The organism is Streptomyces sp. NPDC088707, from assembly GCF_044752725.1.
GTDB lineage: Bacteria > Actinomycetota > Actinomycetes > Streptomycetales > Streptomycetaceae > Streptomyces.
This window is the reverse complement of the sequence record NZ_JBIVLV010000001.1, coordinates 1406724-1427781: the sequence shown is the minus strand read 5'-3', so window position 1 is coordinate 1427781 and position 21058 is coordinate 1406724. Positions and strand designations below refer to the sequence as shown.

Here is a 21058-nt window from a genome sequence, read left to right as displayed (position 1 = left end):
CCGAGTACCTGTCCCGGGTGACCGCGAGTACGCCCACTCCCAGCCTCGGGTATTTTCCAAGCGCTTGCTCGGCCGGGGGGCTTGTGCCGAGTGGAACACGTTCCTAGCATCTTCGGTGTTACATCATTGGTGTCACACATGCCTGGGGGCTCGATGAGCACGACGCACACCGCCGGGAACGGCCCGCTCACCGGGGTACGCGTGGTCGAACTCGCCGGCATCGGCCCCGGCCCCTTCGCCGCGATGCTCCTCGCCGACCTCGGCGCCGACGTCGTACGCGTCGACCGCCCCGGCGGTCCCGGCCTGGGCATCGACCCGGCCCGCGACCTCACCAACCGCAACAAGCGCTCGGCCGTCGTCGACCTCAAGGCGGAGGACGGCCCCGCCACCGTCCTCGACCTGGTCGAACGCGCCGACATCCTCATCGAGGGCTACCGGCCCGGCGTCGCCGAGCGCCTCGGCGTCGGCCCCGAGGCCTGCCTCGCCCGCAACCCGCGCCTCGTCTACGGCCGGATGACCGGCTGGGGCCAGGACGGCCCGCTCGCCGCGACCGCCGGACACGACATCGGCTACATCGCCATCACCGGCGCCCTCGGCATGATCGGCCCCGACCCCGACGGCCCGCCGACCATCCCCGCCAACCTCGTCGGCGACTACGCGGGCGGCTCCCTCTACCTCGTCATCGGCGTCCTCGCCGCCCTCCAGCACGCCCGCGCGCACGGCGAGGGCCAGGTCGTCGACGCGGCGATCGTCGACGGCACCGCCCACCTCACCACCATGATCCACGGCATGCTCGCCGCCGGCGGCTGGCAGGACAGGCGGGGCGTCAACCTCCTGGACGGCGGCTGCCCCTTCTACGGCGTCTACGAGACCTCCGACGGCGGCCACATGGCGGTCGGCGCCCTGGAGGAGCAGTTCTACGCGGAGTTCGTCCGCCGCCTCGGTATCGAGGAGGTCGCCCCCGCCCGTCGCGACCTCGGCCGCTGGCCCGAACTGCGCGAGGCGGTCGCCGACCGCTTCCGGAGCCGTACCCGCGAGGAGTGGACCGCCGCCTTCGACGGCAGCGACGCCTGCGTCGCCCCCGTCCTCTCGATGCGCGAGGCCCCGGCCCACCCCCACCTCGCCGCCCGCGGCACCTTCACCGAGCAGGGCGGCATCGTCCAGCCCGCCCCCGCGCCCCGCTTCTCCGCCACCCCCGGCACCCTCCGCAGGGGACCCGCCCTGCCCGGCGCCGACACCGCCGAGGTCGCCCGCGACTGGGCCGTACCCGCCTTGGAGAGCCCTGCCGGGACCCAGGAGTCCGACGCGTGAACCGACCGACACAGACCCAGGAGACCGCCGTATGAAGCGCCAGCTCTACACCGCCGACCACGAGGCCTTCCGGGCCACCGTCCGCACCTTCCTGGAGAAGGAGGTGCTGCCCCACTACGAGCAGTGGGAGAAGGACGGCATCGTCTCCCGCGAGGTCTGGCTCGCCGCCGGACGGCAGGGCCTCCTCGGCATCGCCGTCGACGAGGAGTACGGGGGCGGCGGCACCCCCGACTTCCGCTACGCGTCCGTCCTCGCCGAGGAGTTCACCCGGGCCGGCACCCCCGGCCTGGCCATCGGTCTGCACAACGACATCATCGGCCCGTACCTCACCTCGCTCGGCACCGAGGAGCAGAAGCGGCGCTGGCTGCCCGGATTCTGCTCCGGCGAGACCATCACCGCCATCGCCATGACGGAACCCGGCGCGGGCTCCGACCTCCAGGGCATCCGTACGACCGCCGAGGACCGGGGCGACCACTGGATCCTCAACGGCTCCAAGACCTTCATCTCCAACGGCATCCTCGCCGACCTCGTGGTCGTCGTCGCCCGGACCACCCCCGACGGCGGCGCCCACGGCCTCTCCCTCCTCGTCGTCGAGCGCGGCGCGGAAGGCTTCGAACGCGGCCGGAACCTCGACAAGATCGGCCAGAAGTCCCAGGACACCGCCGAACTGTTCTTCAACGACGTACGCGTCCCCAAGGAGAACCTGCTCGGCGAGCTCAACGGCGCCTTCGTCCACCTGATGACCAACCTCGCCCAGGAGCGGATGGCGATCGCCGTGGCCGGCATCGCCGCCGCCGAACACCTCCTGGAGATCACCACCACGTACGTCAAGGAGCGCGAGGCCTTCGGACGGCCGCTCTCCCGGCTCCAGCACATCCGCTTCGAGATCGCCGAGATGGCCACCGAGTGCGCCGTCACCCGCACGTTCATCGACCGCTGCATCGAGGAGCACAGCGATCCGGACGGGGCCGGGCTCGACGCCGTCCACGCCTCCATGGCCAAGTGGTGGGCGACCGAACTCCAGAAGCGGGTCGCCGACCGCTGCCTGCAACTGCACGGCGGGTACGGCTACATGAGCGAATTCCCGGTCGCGCGTGCCTACACCGACGGCCGGATCCAGACCATCTACGGCGGCACGACCGAGATCATGAAGGAGATCATCGGCCGTTCCCTCCTCGGCTGACGCCCCGCCTCCCGATCCTGTTCCCCGTTCCACCCACCCTCATCGCCCTCATCGCGAAAGGCTTCCCGTGAGCACCGAAGCGTACGTGTACGACGCGATCCGCACCCCGCGCGGACGCGGCAAGGCCACCGGCTCCCTGCACGGCACCAAGCCGATCGACCTGGTCGTCGGCCTCATCCGGGAGATCCAGACCCGGAACCCCGGCCTCGACCCGGCCGCCATCGACGACATCGTCCTCGGCGTCGTCGGCCCCGTCGGCGACCAGGGCTCCGACATCGCCCGGATCGCCGCCATCGCCGCCGGACTCCCCGACACCGTCGCCGGCGTCCAGGAGAACCGCTTCTGCGCCTCCGGTCTCGAAGCGGTCAACATGGCCGCGATGAAGATCCGCTCCGGCTGGGAGGACCTCGTCCTCGCCGGCGGCGTCGAGTCCATGTCCCGGGTCCCGATGGCCTCCGACGGCGGCGCCTGGTTCGCCGACCCGATGACCAACCTGGAGACCAACTTCGTCCCGCAGGGCATCGGCGCCGACCTCATCGCCACCATCGAGGGCTTCACCCGCCGCGACGTCGACGAGTACGCCGCCCTCTCCCAGGAGCGCGCCGCGGCCGCCGTCAAGGACGGCCGCTTCGACCGGTCGATCGTCCCCGTCAAGGACCGCGCCGGACTGACCGTCCTCGATCACGACGAGTTCCTGCGCCCCGGCACCACCGCCGACTCCCTCGCCCGGCTCAAGCCCTCCTTCGCCGACATCGGCGAGCTCGGCGGCTTCGACGCCGTCGCCCTGCAGAAGTACCACTGGATCGAGGAGATCGACCACGTCCACCACGCCGGCAACTCCTCCGGCATCGTCGACGGCGCCTCCCTCGTCGCCATCGGCTCGAAGGAGGCCGGCGAGCGCAACGGCCTGGCCCCGCGCGCGCGGATCGTCTCGGCCGCCGTCTCCGGCTCCGAGCCGACCATCATGCTGACCGGCCCCGCGCCGGCCGCCCGCAAGGCCCTCGCCAAGGCCGGCCTCACCATCGACGACATCGACCTGATCGAGATCAACGAGGCCTTCGCCGCCGTCGTGCTGCGTTTCGTCAAGGACATGGGCATCACCCTGGACAAGGTCAACGTCAACGGCGGCGCCATCGCGCTCGGCCACCCGCTCGGCGCCACCGGCGCGATGATCCTCGGCACCCTCGTCGACGAGCTGGAGCGGCAGGACAAGCGCTACGGCCTGGCCACCCTCTGCGTCGGCGGCGGCATGGGCATCGCCACCGTCGTCGAGCGCGTCTGACCGTCCCGTCCGAACCCCTCTTCACGGATCCACGGAGAAGCAGAGACATGAGCGAGAGCACCACCATCCGCTGGGAGCAGGACGCGACCGGGATCGTCACCCTCGTCCTCGACGACCCGAACCAGTCCGCCAACACCATGAACCAGGCCTTCCGGGCCTCGATCGTCGCGATCGCCGACCGCATCGAGGCCGAGAAGGACTCCATCCGCGGCATCATCTACACCTCCGCGAAGAAGACCTTCTTCGCCGGCGGCGACCTCAAGGACATGATCCAGGCGGGGCCCGAGCACGCCCAGGACATCTTCGACGGCGCCCTCCTGATGAAGAACGCGCTGCGCCGCATCGAGACCCTCGGCAAGCCCGTCGTCGCCGCGATCAACGGCGCCGCGCTCGGCGGCGGCTACGAGATCGCCCTCGCCTCCCACCACCGCGTCGCCCTCGACGCCCCCGGCTCCAAGATCGGCCTGCCCGAGGTCACCCTCGGCCTGCTCCCGGGCGGCGGCGGCGTCACCCGCACCGTCCGCCTCATGGGCATCACCGACGCCCTGCTCAAGGTCCTCCTCCAGGGCACCCAGTACGCCCCGAGGCGCGCCCTCGACAGCGGCCTCGTCCACGAGGTGGCCGCCACCCCCGAGGAGATGATGGCCAAGGCCATCGCCTTCATCGACACCCACCCCGAGTCCCGGCAGCCCTGGGACGTCCCCGGCTACCGGATCCCCGGCGGCACCCCGTCGAACCCGAAGTTCGCCGCCAACCTCCCCGCCTTCCCCGCCAACCTGCGCAAGCAGCTCAACGGCGCGCCCTACCCGGCGCCGCGCGCCATCATGGCCGCCGCCGTCGAGGGCTCCCAGGTCGACTTCGAGACCGCGGCCACCATCGAGAGCCGCTACTTCACCGAGCTCGTCACCGGGCAGACGGCGAAGAACATGATCCAGGCGTTCTTCTTCGACCTCCAGGCCGTCAACTCCGGCGCCAGCCGCCCCAAGGGCGTCGAGCCCCGTCCGGTCCGCAAGGTCGCCGTCCTCGGCGCGGGCATGATGGGCGCCGGCATCGCGTACTCCTGCGCCCGCGCCGGCATCGAGGTCGTCCTCAAGGACGTCTCCGCCGAGTCCGCGGCGAAGGGCAAGGCGTACTCCGAGGCGCTCTGCGCCAAGGCGGTCAAGCGCGGCCGTACGACCCAGGAGAAGGCCGACGCCCTCCTCGCCCGGATCACGCCGACCGCCGAGGTCAGGGACCTGGCGGGCTGCGACGCCGTCATCGAGGCGGTCTTCGAGGACACGGCGCTCAAGCACAAGGTCTTCCAGGAGATCCAGGCCGTCGTCGAGCCCGACGCGCTGCTCTGCTCCAACACCTCGACCCTGCCGATCTCCGTCCTCGCCGAGGGTGTGGAGCGGCAGAGCGACTTCATCGGGCTGCACTTCTTCTCGCCCGTCGACAAGATGCCGCTCGTCGAGATCATCAAGGGCGAGCGGACCGGCGACGAGACGATCGCCCGCGCCTTCGACCTGGTCCGGCAGATCAACAAGACGCCGATCGTCGTCAACGACTCGCGCGGCTTCTTCACCTCCCGGGTGATCGGCCACTTCATCAACGAGGGCGTCGCCATGGTCGGTGAGGGCGTCGAGCCCGCCTCCGTCGAGCAGGCCGCCGCGCAGGCCGGCTACCCGGCCAAGGTCCTCTCCCTGATGGACGAGCTGACCCTGACCCTCCCGCGGAAGATCCGCAACGAGACGAAGCGGGCGATCGAGGAGGCCGGCGGCACCTGGACCAGCCACCCGGGCGAGGCCGTGATCGACCGCATGGTCGACGAGTTCGGGCGGCCCGGACGCAGCGGCGGCGCGGGCTTCTACGAGTACGGCGAGGACGGCAGGAGGGGGAAGCTCTGGCCCGGCCTGCGCGAGCACTTCGCCAAGCCCGGCTACGAGATCCCGTTCCGCGACATGCAGGAGCGGATGCTGTTCTCCGAGGCCCTGGACACCGTCCGGCTCCTGGAGGAGGGCGTCCTCACCTCGGTCGCCGACGCCAACATCGGCTCCATCATGGGCATCGGCTTCCCGGCCTGGACGGGCGGCATCCTCCAGTACATCAACGGCTACGAGGGCGGTCTGCCCGGCTTCGTAGCCCGCGCGCGCGAGCTCACCGAGTCGTACGGCGAGCGGTTCACCCCGCCCGCGCTCCTGGTCCAGAAGGCCGAGCGGGGCGAGGTCTTCACCGACGCGTGACGGACACCGGGCGCCGGGCCCGTCGGCGAGGGGCCGGCCGGCCCCCGCACCGACGGGCCCGGCGCCCGGCCGCCTCCTCACCGACGCCTGAACGCCGTCCTCAGCTCCTCGCTCAGCGAGCGCTGGAAGGCCGTGAGGAGGGCCTGGACCACCATCGGCTGCATGTGCGCCGAGAGCGACCTCATCGCGCTCAGGTGGTCCGGGTCCTCCCCGCTCTCCCGGTACGGGCTCCACACCTCGTCCCGGAAGAGCCGGGAGAGCTCCTGCGCCGCGGCCCGCGCGTGCTCCAGGAGAACGGTCCGGGAGGCGAGGATCGTCTCGTGCTCGATGGGCACGTCGAGCAGCTCGACACCGAGCCGCAGCAGGGCCCCGTCGAGCCGGAAGGTGTCGTCGTCGGCGGTCCGGTCGAGCACGCCCATCGCGGCCAGCCGGTCCACGTCCCGCTCGGTCAGCTCCCGCCCGGCCCGCCGCTCCAGCTCCCGCCGGGTGATGGACTCGGCGGACTCCGGCGCCCAGGAGGCCACCAGGGCCCGGTGGATCGCCAGGTCCTGCGCGCTGAGGTCGGGCGGCAGCTGCTCCAGGTACCGCTCGATCGCGGCCAGCGTCATCCCCTGCCGCTGGAGCTCCTCGATCAGCGCCAGCCGCGACAGATGGCTCTGCCCGTAGTGGCCGACGCGGCGCGCCCCGATGACGGGCGGCGGAAGGAGCCCGCGGGTCCCGTAGAACCGCACGGTCCGCACCGTGACGCCGGCCCGTGCGGCCAGCTCGTCGACGGTGTAGGTGGGCCCGCCCTCCTCGTCGCTCCCGACGCCCATCCGAGGTGCCTCGCTTCCGATCCACAGCAGAATCCGGCCGCCGAGGCCGACTGGGACAGTATTGCTGTCTCACCAGAGCTGTAAAAGCCCGTCGCACGTTCGAGGTCGAGGAGACCCGCTCCCGCCCGGGAGGCCCGGTTCCCGCCGGGCGGCGCTGTCAGTGCGGCGTCGTAGCGTGATCACCATGAACGGGATCACGTACGTCCGGGGGGACGCGACCGCGCCGCGGGGCGGGGGCGTGAGGATCATCGCCCACGTCTGCAACGACATCGGCGGCTGGGGCTGGGGCTTCGTCCGGGCCGTCTCCCGCCGCTGGCCGGAGCCCGAGGCCGCCTTCCGGCAGTGGCACCGAGCCCGCGAGCGGAACGACTTCGGCGCGTAACGGGCGGCGGGGCGGGGGCGTCGTGGGGGGTGTCGGTGTCGGGGGCTAGAGTCTGCGGCTGTTCGAACTGGGGGAACGGGAACAGGGGAGTCAGATGTACACGCAACTCAGGGAGACGGCCGACGAGTTGGCCGGGGTCCTGTGGCGGGAGCACACCGTCTACCGGGAGCGGGGCGGCGGTGTGGTGATACGGGGCGAGCATGTGCGCCGCTGGATAAGCCTCGGCCCCACCGGGGGCAAGGACCAGGCGCTGCTTCGTGCCGGGCGGCTTCTCGACGGGGGCACCACCGCCCCCGCCCGTACCGAGGTGGTCGTCGATCTCAAGGCCGGCACCGCCGAGCTCGCGGCCGTCTGCCGGCGGATGCTCGCCGAGGTCGCCGCCGTCGCCGAGACCGCCCCGGCGCAGGCGACGCGTGCGGGGCGGACGGCCGAGTCCGGGAAGCGGGGCGGGCCGGGCAGACCGGGGAAGCCGGGTCGCGCGGCGCGTGCCGCCCGACCCGGCCGCCCCCGCAGGGAGCGGCACACGAGCCTGGGTTCCTTCGTCGTGCTGCTTTGTGTCGCCGGGGTCCTCGGTGCCTGGCTCTACAGCCTCTTCGGCGGCGGATACGGGTACTGACGCTGACGTCCCGCGCCGTCCGCCCGCCGGTCAGTTCAGAAGCCGGTGACCGGGTAGTGGTCGCTCAGGTTGGTGTACGTGTAGCTCGTGCCCCAGCTGGAGACCGTCCACGGGGCGCTCTTCTCCAGGACCACGTGGTTGGTCCAGTTCGCCGGCCGGGCGTTCCCCGAGCGGTAGAGGACGTGGTCGAGGTCCTCGCGCGGGTCGTCCGGGTAGCGCTCGGAGGCGATCGAGTTCAGGTCGGTGTCGAAGGAGTACGGGTGGCCGGTGCGGGCGTCGGCCCCCGCCAGGCCCGCGTCGGCGAGCATCGTGCCGTACTCGGGCGTGTGCGAGTCCACGTTCATGTCACCGGCGACGATCACCTGCTCGCCGGCCGGGATGTTCTTGGCGTCGAGGAAGGCGTCGATCGTCTTGAACTGCCGGCTGCGCGTCTGCGCCGCCTCGCCCGCTGCGCAGCCGGGGTCGGTGGACTGGGCGTGGGTGCCGACGACGTGGACCTTGCTGCCGTTCACGTCGAGCACGGCGTAGGCGAAGCCCTTGTTCGACCACCAGTCGGCGCCGCAGGCGTCCTTGTAGACGTGCTGCTCCTTGCGGACGATCGGCCACTTGCTGAGGATCGTCACCCCGCCGTCCTCGGGGGTGGTCGAGGAGTAGGAGCCGCTGGTGGCGTCCCAGCCGCTCTTGCTGCGGCCGAGGACCGGGGTCTGGTACGGGTACTGGCCGGCGGAGTTCGCCTTGAGGGCGTCCGAGGCGGAGTTGTCGAAGGCCTCCTGGACGACGACGACGTCCTGGCCCTGGTACCAGGGGGCGGCGGGTATCGCCTTGGCCCGGTGGTCCTGGCCCCAGTTCGGGTAGAGCGTCTTCGAGAACAGGAACGCGTTGTACGTGAGCACCTTCAGCCGCGGGGCCTCGGCGACCGCCCCCGCGGAGGCGGCGGTCGCCCCCGGAGCGGTCGCGGCGAGAGTGGCGGCGGCGACGGCCAGGGACAGGGCGGCGCCAGGGGCGCGGCGGAGCGCGGCGAGCGACACAGGAACTCCCATGAGGGTGTGGGGGGTTGTGCTGGCGCGGCACATACAATCAGCCGGGGTTACCTTCCGGTAGCCTTTGGATGCCGGGAATCTGGCCGGGCCGGCACGAACGCGACAACTCTCGCCAGGTAGCCCGAATTGTCGCTTTTTCTAGCAGGTAGAATGCGCGCATGACCCTCGCTTCGAACTCGACTGTCTTCAAGATGGACCTCGGTCCGCTCAACCCTGTCTGGGCGGAGCTCATCCTCGGCCTGGTGCTGTTCGCCCTCACCTTCCTCATCCTGGCGAAGGGCATCCTGCCGAAGATCCGGCGCACGCTCGACGAGCGCGAGGACGCCATCGACGGCGGCACCGAGCGCGCCGACGACCTGCGCTCCGAGGCCACCCAGATCCGCGAGCAGTACGAGGCCGAGCTGGCCGAGGCCCGCCACGAGGCCGCCCGTATCCGCTCCAAGGCCGTCGAGGAGGGCTCCGTCGCCATCGCCGCCGCCCGCGCCGAGGGCAACGCCGAGCGCGAGTCGATCATCGCCGCCGGTTCCGCCAAGATCGCTGAGGAGCGCGCCGCCGCCGAGCGCGAGCTCAACGCCGACGTCGACGCCTGGGCCCACGCCCTCGCCGCCCGTATCGTCGGCGAGCCGGTCGGCGCCGACCGCGGCTGACCCGTACTCCCCGGAAGGGGCCGTCACCAGGGGCCGAAACGCCCGGGTGACGGCCCCTTCGTCGTGGGTGCAGCCTGGAGTGTGAGGAGAGAGCCCCATGGAAGAGACGAAGTCCGCCGTCCGGATCCCCGACGGCGATCCGGCGCCGCCGCCCGTCGGCGGCGTGCTGTGGAGCGTCGCCGGGGACATCCGGGCGCTCCTGATGCTTCCCGCCGCCCTCACGATGCAGGTCGCCCACCCCGCCATCGGCGCCGGCGTCGACGCCCACTCGGTCTTCCGCACCGACCCCTGGGGTCGCGGTGAACGCTCCCTGCGCTCGGTCCAGCTGTGGATCTACGGCGGCGAGGACGCCGCGCGGGAGGGGCGCCGCCTCCGGCAGCTGCACCGCGAGATCCAGGGCACCGACGCCCACGGGCGCCGCTACCACGCACTGACCCCCGCCTACTACTCCTGGGTGCACGCGACCGGCTTCCCCGTCTACGCGCACGGCCTCCGCCTGCTCGCCCGCCCCCTCACCGAGGCGCAGGAACGGCAGCTGTACGCCGAGTGGCTCCAGGTCGGCAGGATCCTCGGCATCCACGACCGGGACATGCCGCAGACGATCGAGGAGTTCTGGCCGTACTACCGGAAGGTCCTCGCGGACGAGCTGGAGGCCACCGTCGTCGTCCGCGAGCTGCTCGACCCCGACCAGCCCGTGCCGGCCCCCGACCGGGGTCCGCTGCCGCTCCGGCTCGCCCTCCGGCTGCTCTGGCCGGTCCTGCGCCGCCCGTTCCTGCGGCTGCGTGCCTTCCTCACCGTCGGCATGATGCCGCCGGACGCCCGGGAGGCCATCGGGCTCGCATGGACGGACGAGCAGGAGCGGGCGCTGCGCCGCTTCGCCCGGGTGGTCCGGGCGGTGGTCCCCGTCCTGCCGGAGCCGCTGCGCTATCTGCCGCTGGCCCGGAAGGCCCGAGAGGCCGCCCGCCGCGCGACGCGCTGACGGACGGCCGGGGTGACCGGTGCCGGTAGGGGAGGAAGGGCCGTACGGCCGCGGGTGACCGTGCGGCCGGCGTGACCGTGCGGGCCGGGTGGCCGGTGCCCGCCGCCGCCGCCGCGGTCACCGGTCACCGGTCACCGCGCCGCTCAGTGGCCGCCGTGGTGCTCCGACTCGTGGACCGTGTTCGTCGCCGCGATCTTCTTCCAGGACTTCGGCTGGACCGGCTTCGGCTGCGCGGCCCTCGGCGCCGCCGCACGCGCGGAGGACGACGGGCCGGCGGCGGGCGCCGCGGCCGGCGCGGACATGCCGGCCGCCGCCGCGGTCGAGGCGGCCGGCTTCGACGGCTCGTACAGCCAGGTGTCGAACAGCTCGGCCAGCGGCTTGCCGGAGACCTTCTCCGCGTACCGCACGAAGTCGGCGACCCGCGCGTTGCCGTAGGCGAACCGCTGCGGCCAGCCCTTCAGGATCGCGAAGAAGTCCTCGTCGCCGATCTCGTTGCGCAGCGCCTGGAGCGCCAGCGCGCCCCGGTCGTAGACGGCGATGTGGAACTGGTTCTCCGCGCCCGGGTCACCGGGCTTCACCGTCCAGAACGGGTCCTCGGCCGTCCGGGTGGCGTACACGTAGTCCGCCAGCTCCTGGGCCGTTCCCTCGCCCTCCTTCTCCGACCACAGCCACTGGCTGTAGCGGGCGAAGCCCTCGTTGACCCAGATGTCCTTCCAGTCGCGGACGGACACGCTGTCGCCGTACCACTGGTGCGCCAGCTCGTGGACGACCACGGACACGTTCGCGCCGTTGGCGAACTGCCGCGGGCTGTAGAACGGACGGGTCTGCGTCTCCAGGGCGAAACCGCTCGTCACGTTCGGCACGTACCCGCCGAGGGCGTTGAAGGGGTACGGTCCGAAGACCCCCTCCAGCCACTCCGCGACCTCGGTCGTGCGCTCGATCGAGGCGCGCGCGGCGCCGTCGTTGTCGCCGAGGTCCTTGCTGTACGCGTTGAGGACCGGCAGCCCGTTCGCCGTCCTGTCCGTCGTGATGTCGAACTTGCCGACGGCGAGTGTGGCCAGATAGGTCGCCTGCGGCTTGTTGGAGCGCCAGTTGAAGCGGGTCCAGCCGAGGCGGGAGGACTGCGACTGCAGCACGCCGTTGCTGATGGCCTGGGTGCCGTCCGGCACCGAGACCGAGACGTCGAAGGTGGCCTTGTCCAGCGGGTGGTCGTTGGACGGGAACCACCAGGCGGCCGAGTCCGGCTCCTGCGCCGCGACACCGCCGTCGGGGGTGCGGGCCCAGGCCGTCCAGCCGTCGATCTTCACCTCGGAGGGCTTGCCCGCGTAGCGGACGACGATCGAGAGGGCCTTGTTCTTCTCCAGCGGGGTGGCCGGGGTGACCTCCAGCTCGTGGGAGCCGGAGGTCGCGAACTTCGCCACGCGGCCGTTGACCCGGACCTCGCTGACCTTCAGACCGAGGTCGAGGTTGAACCGGGAGAGGTTCTGCTTGGTGGTGGCGACGATCGTCGCCGTGCCCTCCAGCAGGTCCGTGGCGGGCTGGTAGGTCAGGCGCAGGTCGTAGTGGGAGACGTCGTAGCCGCCGTTGCCACTGGTGGGGTAGTAGGAGTCGCCGATGCCCGGGGCCCCAGGGGTGAAGTCGGCCGCCGATGCCGGGATCGCCAGCAGCAGGGAGGCCGCGAGGGCGCTCGGAACGATGATTCTGCGGTGCACAGGTGCTCCCCAAGTCATAAGAAAGTAAGACGCGCGGGTGGTCGTCGGTCCTTAGTCCGGACACTATTCAGTGCCCCGACGCACCGTCACGTCCAGAGGACCCCCTGTCACACGATCGCCATTCGGCCGACATGAACCCATCCGGCTCCTGAATCAACCGGAATCCCCCCTGATCGCCTCCGGCACTCTTTTGCACGGGAGTTGACCGGGGTACGTTCCCGCCCATGCCGATGCGAACGCGGAGAACCCGCGGAGCCAGACCGCCGTACGGAACCCTCGTGGCCGCGGCCACGGCCGCCCTGCTCGCGACCCTGGTCACGCCGGCCGGAGCCCGGCCGGAGCCCGCGGCGACCACCGGGTCGGCGGCGACCACTGGATCTTCGGCGCCCACCGGGTCCGCGGCGCGGCCCGCGTCCCTCGCGCCGGCGGTACGCGAGTCCCGGCCCGTCCACTCGTACGCCGACGCCCTCCGCGAGTCGGTCTGGGTGGACACCGGACTCGACGGCGACGGCGACGGGCGTGCCGACCGGGTCGCCGTCGACATCGTCCGTCCCCGTGAGACCGCCGCGGCCGGCCGGAAGGTCCCGGTCATCATGGACGCCAGCCCGTACTACGCCTGCTGCGGACGCGGCAACGAGAGCCAGAAGAAGACCTACGACGCCGACGGGAACCCCGTGCAGTTCCCGCTGTTCTACGACAACTTCTTCGTCCCGCGCGGCTACGCCTTCGTCGCCGTCGACCTCGCGGGCACCAACCGCTCCGACGGCTGCGACGACGTCGGCGGCCGCTCCGACGTCCAGTCGGCCAAGGCCGTCGTCGACTGGCTGAACGGCCGCGCCCGCGGCTACACCTCCCGCACGGGGGACACCCGGTCCCGCGCCACCGCCTGGAGCACCGGGAACGTCGGCATGATCGGCAAGAGCTGGGACGGCACCATCGCCAACGGCGTGGCCGCCACCGGCGTCGAAGGGCTGAAAACGATCGTCCCCATCGGCGCCATCTCCTCCTGGTACGACTACTTCCATTCCCAGGGAGCCCCGCTCTACGACGCCAACCCGAGCTGGCTCTCCGATTACGTCAACAGCCCCGAGGCGCAGACCCGCTGCGGCGCCGTCCAGGACCGCATCACCGCCGGCACCCCGTACAGCGGCGACCGCACGGCCGCCTGGACCGAGCGCGACCACGTACGGAACGCGGCCAAGGTCAAGGCCAGCGTCTTCGTGGTGCACGGGCAGCAGGACCTCAACGTGCGCGCCAACCAGTTCGGCCGGTGGTGGGACGCCCTCGGCGCCCAGGGGGTCGAGCGGAAGATCTGGCTCTCCCAGACCGGCCACGTCGACCCCTTCGACTTCCGGCGCGCCGACTGGGTCCGCACCCTGCACCGCTGGTTCGACCACCACCTCCTCGGCTACGAGAACGGCATCGACCGTGAGCCGGTCGCCGACATCGAGCGCGCCCCGGACCGCTGGACCACCGACCGCCAGTGGCCGCCGCGCGGCACCGCCGCCGCCACCCTGCGCGCCGCCCCCGGCAGCGTTCCCGGCCCCGGCGTCCTCGGCCGGAAGGCCCCGGCCCCCGGCTCCACCGCGACCTTCACCGACGACCGCGGTCTCGGCGAACTCGACTGGGCGGCCCGGATCGACGCCGCGACCCCCGAGAAGGCCGGTTTCGTCACCCGCCCCCTCTCCCGCGACCTGCGGATCTCCGGCTCCTCGAGGGTGACGGTCACCGCCACCCCGACCACCGCCACCGCGCACCTCTCCGCCGTCCTCGTGGACCTCGGACCGGACACGATCCGCGACTACGGTGCCGCGGGCGAGGGCATCACCACCCTCACCGACCGCACCTGCTGGGGCGCGAGCACCCCCGGCGACAGTGCCTGCTTCAAGGAGACCGCGGCGAAGACGACGGACGTCGGGTACACGGTCGTCAGCCGGGGCTGGGCCGATCTCGGCACCTGGGCCGACCCGCGCAGGGAACGCCCGCTGACCCCCGGCAGGGCGTACACGATGACCCTGGACCTCGCCGCCGCCGACCACGTCGTCCCGGCCGGACACCGTCTCGCCCTGATCGTCGCCGGCACCGACAAGGACCTGCTCGACCCGCCGTCGACCACGCCGACCCTGACTCTCGACCTCGCCCGCACCTGGGCCAAGCTGCCGCTCGTCGGCGGCGCCGCGGCCTTCGGCCGGGCCACCTCGGGCCCCTACCAGGCCGTGCCCTCGCTCACCCCCGTCGCCCCCTCGCCGAGCGGCGCCACGCCGCCGGCCGCCGTCGCCGGCCCGCGCCTGCCGGGATTCGGAGCCGCCCGATGAACCCCCCTGGCGGACGCCGGAGTTCCCGGCGCGCCCTCGCCCTCGTGGCGGGCGCCGCCGCCCTGGCCCTGCCCCTCGTCACCGTCCCGGCGAAGGCGGCGGACAGTGCGCCCGCGAAGCCGCTGCCGCGCACCGGCTTCGAGACGAGCGGGGGCGCCCGATGGACCACCGAGGCCGAGGAGCGGGACTTCCTCGCGGCCGTCGACCGGGCCGGCGCACGGATGTCGCTGCGGGTCATCGGCACCACCGCCCAGGGCCGCCCGCTCCGGCTCGCCACCCTCGGTACGGGCCGCACGACGGTGCTGCTCGTCTGCAGCCAGCACGGTGACGAGCCCGCGGGCCGGGAGGCCTGTCTGAGCACGGTGCGCGACCTCGCCCACGCCCAGGACCGGGAGACCCTGCGCTTCCTCGCCCGCACGACCCTCTTCGTCGTGCCCACCGCCAACCCCGACGGCCGGGAGGCGGACACCCGGGGCAACGCCGACGGCGTCGACGTCAACCGCGACCACCTTGCCCTGCGCACCGCCGAGGCGCGCGCGGTCGCCGCCGTCATCCGCGACCGGCGTCCCGAACTCGTCTACGACCTGCACGAGTACGGTGCCACTCCCCGGTACTACGACAAGGACCTGCTCGCCCTGTGGCCGCGCAGCCTCGACGCCGACCCGCACGTCCACGACGAGTCCCGGACCCTCTCCGAGGAGTACGTGCGACCCGCGGCAGGACTCGCCCGGTACAGCAGCGGCATCTACGGCATCTGGACCGACCCCCTCACCGGAAAGCCGCTCAAGCAGGTCGCGGGCGACGGCCAGGAGCGGATCCTGCGGAACACCGCCGGGATCAAGCACTCCGTGGGCCTGCTCGTGGAGACCCGGGTGGACGCCCTCGACGAGGCCGAGCAGAACGACCCGGCGCGCAACCACCGGCGCCGCGTCGCCACCCAGCACGCCGCCCTGGAAGGGGCCTTCGCCTATCTCGACGAGCGGCGCGGGCCGCTCACGGCGGTCACCTCCGCCGCCCGGCGCGCCGGATACGCCGACCGGGGCCCGGTCTTCCTCGGCGGCGCCGACAACGACCCGCCGGAGCCGTCGGAGGTCCTCGCGGACCCGCCCTGCGGCTACCGGCTGTCCGCCGCGCAGTACGCGGAGGTGGGCGACGAACTCGCCCTGCACGGCGTCGCCGTGCGACCGGAGGGCGCGGGCGTGTTCGTCCCGCTCGCCCAGTCGCGGCGCTCGCTCGTGCCGCTCCTCCTGGACGGGCGGGCCACCTATCGCCTCGTCAGTGGGAGTCCTGTGGAGAGGTGTTGACGATCACGTACCGCACGGGCCGGGGTGGCGTGAATCCATCGTTTGCCGAGGTAAAGTTACTCACTGGTACTGACCATGCCTCGAACAGGTCCCCACGGCCTGGAAGTTGGAGAACACCATGCGCACCACCACGACCGCACGTCGTGCCCTCACGACGATGCTCGCCACGACGCTGCTCGCCGGCGGCGTGCTGCTCGGCCAGACGGTGACCGCCGAGCCCGCGGCCGCAGCCAAGATGACCTGCAACATCAGCCAGCTGCGGCACGACGCCCAGAAGGAGCGCAACCGCGCCGCGCAGCTCCGGGGCCTCGGTGCCCACGCCGAGGCCCGCAAGGCCCAGGCCAACGCCAACGCCCTGGAGACGCGCGCCCGCCAGTGCGAGGACGCGGAGAACAACAACAGGCCGCCGCTCTGGAAGTAGGAGCACGCGCCGGGAAAGCGATCCGGTGAGCAAACGCGGGGCGGGTGCGGTCCGAAAGGGCCCCGCCCGCCCCGCGGGCGTTCTCATGCCTCCACGAGATCCGCCGCCCGCTCCGCACAGCCCCAGGCCACCGTCACGCCCGCGCCCCCGTGCCCGTAGTGGTGCACCAGGCGCCCGCCGCCCGGCAGCGGCACCGCCTCGATCCGGACCCCGCCCACCCGCGCCGGCCGAAGGCCCACCCGGTGGCCGAGCACCCGCGCCTCCGCGATCTCCGGCCGCACCCGCGCGCACCGCGCCACGATCGCCGCCGCCGTCGCCGGATCGGGCTCCGTCCGCTCGTCGTCCTCCTCCGCCGTCCCGCCCAGGACCAACCGCCCCGGCTGCGGGAAGAAGTACGTCGTCCGACTGGACCCCGCGTCCGCCGAGGTGAACCACTCCTCGATCCCCGGGTTCTCGACCAGGACCAACTGGCCCCGCACGGGTCGCAGTCCGGGATCCGGTACGAGTTCCCGCGCCGCCGTTCCCGCGCAGTCGACGACCACCGGCGCCGCGGCCGCCGCCTCGCCGAAGCCACTCACCGTACGCCGCTCGAAGACCCCGCCCGCCGCCTCGAACCGGCCCCGCAGCCAGGCCAGATGGACCGGCATGTCGATCAGCGGCAACCGCGCCGCCAGGCCCACGTCGTACGGCCCCGGCACCTCCTCGGGCGCCAGCTGCCGAAGCCCCGGCACCCCCCGCGCCCAGGAGCCGAGCCCGTCCAGGACGGTGTCCGCGTGGACCCCGGACACCCACCGCACCCCCGTGCGCTCCGGATCGGCGGCCAGCTCCCCGTACACCCGCAACGAGGCCGACGCCCAGGCGCCGGCCGCCTCCTCGGGCTCGATCCGGTACGGCCACCACAGGGCTCCGGCCACCGCCGAGGTCGTGGTCGTCACCTCGTCCCGCGACCAGACCCGCACCCGAAGGCCGCGCTCCGCCAGCGTCACCGCGGTCGTCAGTCCGACGACCCCGCCACCCACCACGATCACGTCGCTCTCCATGCCGGGGACCGTACCGGGACCGGGACATTTCCGGGACGGACCAGCCATGGAACGAGGACCCCGAGCGGGGAATGCTGGAGGCATGCCGGCCGTGTACACGACTCTCGACCTCGCCCCCGCCGTCCTCCCGGACGCCGGTGGTGCACTCCCCGGGGCCTTCGCCCGACCCCGCCCCCGCCCCGAGGACGTCGACCTCGTCGTCGACGGCCGGGCGCTGCTCCACCGGCTCGACGAGGCCGAGGGCGTCGACACGGTCTCGCCGCTGGCGGGCGACCTTCCGCCCGCACTCCGCGTCGAGCACGTCCGCGGGCTCCTCGGCCCGGACGCGGCCACCGGTGCCGCGCCCCTCGCGGGCGGCCGCCGGGTGATCTACTCCTGCCCCGACTGCGCGGACCTCGGCTGCGGAGCCGTCACCGCCGTGGTCGAGCACGACGGCGAGGACGTCGTCTGGCGCGACTTCGCCTGGCAGACGGCCCCCACCGCGGACCCAGGCAGCGAGGGGTACCCCGGCGTCGGCCCGTACCGCTTCCACCGGGCGACCTACCGGACCGTCCTACGACGCCTGGGAGCGGAGCCCCGGACCGAGAGCCCGATCGGGCCCGTGGCGGAGGTCCCCACGCAGCCCCCGTTCGAGCCGGTGACGGAGACCCGCACGCAGCCCCGGGCCGAGGCCGTGACGGAGTCCGGCACGAAGGCCCCCGCGGTGCCCGGCACGCAGCCCCGGGCCGAGCCCCTGACCGAGGCGCGCGGCTGACCGTTCTCCGCGGCCCGACCACGCGGCCCGGCAAGCGCCCCCCGCCCCTGACCGGGGCGGGTCTCCGGTCGCCTAGGATTCGTACCCTGATGACTGCAACCCTCGTCGCCAAGGACCTCGCCGCCGGCCACGGCGAACGCACCCTCTTCGCCGGGCTCGACCTCGTCGTCGCCCCCGGCGACGTCATCGGCCTCGTCGGCGTCAACGGCGCCGGCAAGTCGACCCTGCTGCGGCTGCTCGCCGGGCTCGACACCCCGGAGGAGGGGGAGCTCCGGCTCTCCCCGCCCACCGCCGCCGTCGGCCACCTCCCGCAGGAGCCGGAGCGGCGCGCGGGGGAGACCGTGCGGGAGTTCCTCGCCCGGCGCACCGGCGTCGCCGCCGCGCAGACGGCGATGGACGAGGCCACCCAGGGCCTCGTCGACGGCACGCCCGGCGCCGACGACGCGTACGCGACCACCCTGGAGCGCTGGCTGAACCTCGGCGGCGCCGACCTGGACGAGCGCGCCGAGGAGGTCGCCGACTCGCTCGGCCTCACCGTCGGCCTCGACCAGCCGATGACCTCCCTCTCCGGAGGCCAGGCCGCCCGCGCCGGCCTCGCCTCCCTGCTGCTCTCCCGCTACGACGTCTTCCTGCTCGACGAGCCCACCAACGACCTGGACCTCGACGGGCTTGAGCGCCTCGAAGGCTTCGTGAAGGGGCTGCGGGCCGGCACGGTCGTCATCAGCCACGACCGCGAGTTCCTCACCCGCACGGTCACCAAGGTCCTCGAACTCGACCTCGCCCAGCAGCAGATCACGCTGTACGGCGGCGGGTACGAGGCCTACCTGGAGGAGCGGGACAGGGCCAGGCGGCACGCGCGCGAGGACTTCGAGGAGTACGCGGGCAAGAAGGCGGCCCTCGAAGCGCGCGGTCACATGCAGCGGTCCTGGATGGACAAGGGCGTCAAGAACGCCCGCCGCAAGTCCACCGACAGCGACAAGCTCGGCCGCAACGCGCGCAGCGAGGCCAGCGAGAAGCAGGCCGCGAAGGCCCGCCAGACCCAGCGCATGATCGAGCGCCTCGACGTCGTCGACGAGCCCCGCAAGGAGTGGGAGCTCCGCATGGAGATCGCGGCCGCTCCGCGTTCCGGCTCGGTCGTCGCGACCCTCCGCGAGGCCGAGGTGCGCCGCGGCGACTTCTCCTTCGGGCCCGTCACCCTGCAGATCGACTGGGCCGACCGGGTCGCCGTCACCGGGGCCAACGGCGCCGGGAAGTCGACCCTGCTCGCCGCCCTGCTCGGCCGGCTGCCGCTGGACTCCGGGGACGCGGTCCTCGGCTCGGGCGTCGTCGTCGGCGAGGTCGACCAGGCCCGCAAGCTCTTCCACGGCACGGAGACGCTCCTGGAGGCGTTCTGCGCGGCCGTGCCGGAGACGGAGCCCGCCGAGGTCCGTACCCTGCTGGCCAAGTTCGGTCTCAAGGCCGTCCACGTGATGCGGCCCGCCACCACGCTCTCCCCGGGCGAGCGGACCCGCGCCGCGCTCGCCCTGCTCCAGGGCCGGGGGGTGAACCTGCTCGTCCTCGACGAGCCGACGAACCACCTGGACCTGCCGGCCATCGAGCAGCTGGAGTCCGCGCTCGACTCGTACACCGGCACGCTGCTGCTCGTCACCCACGACCGGCGGATGCTCGACGCGGTCCGCACCACGCGGCGCGTCGAGGTCGCCGACGGCAAGGTCACCGAGCTCTGATGACGGCCTCGCGCACGGCGGGCCGGGGGCTCGTGACGCCGGCCGCGTGCGCGCCCCGGCGGGCCGCGGCGGCGGTCCCGTGCGCGGGCCGGGACCCGCGATGACGGTCTCGTTCGGCTGGGGACCCGTCGAGGCACGGGCCCTCGCCTCCTCGGCGGCCTGTGTGGTCGTCGTCGACGTGCTGTCCTTCACCACCGCCGTGGGCGTCGCCGTCGAGGCCGGCGCGGCCGTCCACCCGTACCGGTGGCGGGACGCGTCGGCCGCCGCGTACGCGGAGAGCGTCGGCGCGACCCTCGCCGTCGGGCGCCGCGAGGCGACCCCCGAGCACCCGTGGTCGCTCTCCCCGGCGGCCCTGCGCGCCGCCCCGACGCCGCCGCGCCTGGTCCTGCCCTCGCCGAACGGCTCCACCATCGCCGCGGAGGCCGGTGACGCGACCGTCGTCGCCGCCTCCCTGCGCAACCACTCGGCCGTCGTCCGCCGGCTCATCCGGCAGGGGTACGGCTCCGCCGGACGCCCGGTCGCGGTCATCGCGTCCGGCGAGCGGTGGCCGGACGGTTCGCTGCGCCCGGCGCTCGAGGACCTGCTCGGCGCGGGCGCCGTCCTCGCCGGGCTGCGGGCCGCCGGCCCGTACCTCCTCACCCCGGAGGCGACCGCGGCGGCCACGCTGTGGGCGGCCACCGAGGACCCGGTCGCCGCCTTGCACGGCTGTGACTCGGGTCGTGAACTGTACGAGTACGGCTTTCCGCAGGACGTGGCCGTGGCCGCCGAGACCGACAGCTCGACGACCGTCCCCGTTCTCGTGGACGGCGCATTCCAGGAGGCACCATGACCGACCTACTGACCCGGCTGACCGAGATGCTGGACGATCTCGACGCCGACGTGGACGAGACGATCGACCTCGCCGACGAGATCGCCGCCTCGGGCGACGCCGGGCTCCTGCCCCGTCTCCAGGCGGAGCTGGACCGCGCCCTCACCGAGCGGAACGCCTACGCCCGTGAACTCCTCGGCGGTGTCGTCGCGGCGATCGGCGGCCCCGAGGCCCTGCCGACCCTGATCCGCGCCTCCGCCGTCGACCTCGGTGACGACCAGGACGGTCTGGCCACCGAGATCGTCGACCTGGTCCAGGCCGACCCGAAGGCGGCCCGGGACCTCCTCCAGCCGCTGACGGAGGACGACGACCTCTCCGTCGCCAACCGCGCCGACTGGGCCCTGCGCTTCCTGCCGTAGCGGGTGCGGGGGCCGTACGACGGGCTCGGGCCCGGTACCGCTGCCGCCGGTCGGAGGCCGTCCCCGCGGCCCGGACGGGAC

The 21058-nt window shown here is 73.1% G+C and carries 18 protein-coding genes and 1 pseudogene; 15 read left to right on the top strand and 4 right to left on the bottom strand.

What is annotated here, in order from left to right:
- The first annotated feature begins 153 nt into the window (after nt 1–153).
- From ACIP84_RS06350 to ACIP84_RS06335, 4 genes are all read left to right on the top strand, one after another.
- Nucleotides 154–1311, top strand: coding sequence for a CaiB/BaiF CoA transferase family protein (locus tag ACIP84_RS06350; RefSeq protein WP_401795132.1), 1158 nt, complete (start codon nt 154–156; stop codon nt 1309–1311).
- Between the two features lie 31 nt (nt 1312–1342).
- Complete coding sequence (locus tag ACIP84_RS06345; RefSeq protein ID WP_401795129.1) at nt 1343–2494, top strand: acyl-CoA dehydrogenase family protein; 1152 nt, start codon at nt 1343–1345, stop codon at nt 2492–2494.
- Between the two features lie 67 nt (nt 2495–2561).
- Entirely contained in the window at nt 2562–3776 is a 1215-nt protein-coding gene (locus ACIP84_RS06340) for an acetyl-CoA C-acetyltransferase (protein WP_355958972.1), read from the top strand.
- 47 nt (nt 3777–3823) lie between these two features.
- Complete coding sequence (locus tag ACIP84_RS06335) at nt 3824–5998, top strand: 3-hydroxyacyl-CoA dehydrogenase NAD-binding domain-containing protein (protein WP_401795125.1); 2175 nt, start codon at nt 3824–3826, stop codon at nt 5996–5998.
- A gap of 77 nt (nt 5999–6075) precedes the next feature.
- On the opposite strand, the gene ACIP84_RS06330 is transcribed toward ACIP84_RS06335, so the two are convergent.
- The gene (locus tag ACIP84_RS06330; RefSeq protein ID WP_355958976.1) at nt 6076–6813 is read right to left on the bottom strand and encodes a MerR family transcriptional regulator; all 738 of its coding nucleotides are present in this window, start codon (nt 6811–6813) and stop codon (nt 6076–6078) included.
- Nucleotides 6814–6997: 184 nt separating this feature from the next.
- Between ACIP84_RS06330 and ACIP84_RS06325 the strand changes: the two are divergent.
- Together ACIP84_RS06325 and ACIP84_RS06320 are read left to right on the top strand one after the other, a co-directional pair.
- A pseudogene (locus ACIP84_RS06325) lies at nt 6998–7189 on the top strand (Appr-1-p processing protein); the annotation flags it as partial.
- 100 nt (nt 7190–7289) lie between these two features.
- On the top strand, nt 7290–7811 hold the full coding sequence (locus ACIP84_RS06320) for a hypothetical protein (RefSeq protein WP_355958978.1): 522 nt from the start codon (nt 7290–7292) through the stop codon (nt 7809–7811).
- Between the two features lie 35 nt (nt 7812–7846).
- Here the strand turns inward: ACIP84_RS06320 and sph are convergent, their stop codons facing one another.
- Nucleotides 7847–8851 carry a sphingomyelin phosphodiesterase gene (gene sph, locus ACIP84_RS06315; RefSeq protein ID WP_401795122.1) on the bottom strand — a complete coding sequence of 335 codons (1005 nt, stop codon included), beginning with the start codon at nt 8849–8851 and terminating at the stop codon, nt 7847–7849.
- A 158-nt stretch (nt 8852–9009) separates the two neighbouring features.
- Between sph and ACIP84_RS06310 the strand changes: the two genes are divergently transcribed.
- Complete coding sequence (locus ACIP84_RS06310; protein WP_030313635.1) at nt 9010–9498, top strand: ATP synthase F0 subunit B; 489 nt, start codon at nt 9010–9012, stop codon at nt 9496–9498.
- Nucleotides 9499–9595: 97 nt separating this feature from the next.
- Nucleotides 9596–10477, top strand: coding sequence for an oxygenase MpaB family protein (locus ACIP84_RS06305; protein ID WP_401795118.1), 882 nt, complete (start codon nt 9596–9598; stop codon nt 10475–10477).
- 143 nt (nt 10478–10620) lie between these two features.
- On the opposite strand, the gene ACIP84_RS06300 is transcribed toward ACIP84_RS06305, so the two are convergent.
- Nucleotides 10621–12189, bottom strand: a complete 1569-nt coding sequence (locus ACIP84_RS06300; RefSeq protein WP_401795115.1) for a M1 family metallopeptidase — start codon at nt 12187–12189, stop codon at nt 10621–10623.
- A 224-nt stretch (nt 12190–12413) separates the two neighbouring features.
- Here ACIP84_RS06300 and ACIP84_RS06295 point away from each other — a divergent pair, with 224 nt between their 5' ends.
- The 3 genes from ACIP84_RS06295 (at nt 12414) to ACIP84_RS06285 (ending at nt 16229) form a co-directional block, all read left to right on the top strand.
- Nucleotides 12414–14504 carry a Xaa-Pro dipeptidyl-peptidase gene (locus tag ACIP84_RS06295; RefSeq protein ID WP_401795112.1) on the top strand — a complete coding sequence of 697 codons (2091 nt, stop codon included), beginning with the start codon at nt 12414–12416 and terminating at the stop codon, nt 14502–14504.
- Nucleotides 14501–15808, top strand: coding sequence for a M14 family metallocarboxypeptidase (locus ACIP84_RS06290; protein WP_401795109.1), 1308 nt, complete (start codon nt 14501–14503; stop codon nt 15806–15808). Before ACIP84_RS06295 ends, ACIP84_RS06290 begins: the two co-directional genes overlap by 4 nt.
- A 118-nt stretch (nt 15809–15926) precedes the next feature.
- Complete coding sequence (locus ACIP84_RS06285) at nt 15927–16229, top strand: hypothetical protein (RefSeq protein ID WP_355958986.1); 303 nt, start codon at nt 15927–15929, stop codon at nt 16227–16229.
- Nucleotides 16230–16312: 83 nt separating this feature from the next.
- Here ACIP84_RS06285 and ACIP84_RS06280 read toward each other — a convergent pair whose 3' ends face one another.
- Nucleotides 16313–17269, bottom strand: coding sequence for an FAD-dependent oxidoreductase (locus ACIP84_RS06280; protein WP_401795105.1), 957 nt, complete (start codon nt 17267–17269; stop codon nt 16313–16315).
- A gap of 82 nt (nt 17270–17351) precedes the next feature.
- On the opposite strand from ACIP84_RS06280, the gene ACIP84_RS06275 reads away from it, so the two are divergent.
- The 4 genes from ACIP84_RS06275 (at nt 17352) to ACIP84_RS06260 (ending at nt 20977) form a co-directional block, all read left to right on the top strand.
- The gene (locus ACIP84_RS06275) at nt 17352–18023 is read left to right on the top strand and encodes a hypothetical protein (RefSeq protein WP_401795102.1); all 672 of its coding nucleotides are present in this window, start codon (nt 17352–17354) and stop codon (nt 18021–18023) included.
- Nucleotides 18024–18112: 89 nt separating this feature from the next.
- Nucleotides 18113–19750, top strand: a complete 1638-nt coding sequence (locus tag ACIP84_RS06270; RefSeq protein ID WP_401795099.1) for an ABC-F family ATP-binding cassette domain-containing protein — start codon at nt 18113–18115, stop codon at nt 19748–19750.
- Between the two features lie 100 nt (nt 19751–19850).
- Nucleotides 19851–20579 (top strand): 2-phosphosulfolactate phosphatase, encoded by a 729-nt coding sequence (locus ACIP84_RS06265; RefSeq protein WP_401795096.1) that lies wholly within the window; start codon nt 19851–19853, stop codon nt 20577–20579.
- Nucleotides 20576–20977, top strand: a complete 402-nt coding sequence (locus ACIP84_RS06260) for a hypothetical protein (RefSeq protein WP_030313656.1) — start codon at nt 20576–20578, stop codon at nt 20975–20977. Before ACIP84_RS06265 ends, ACIP84_RS06260 begins: the two co-directional genes overlap by 4 nt.
- Nucleotides 20978–21058: the final 81 nt, after the last annotated feature.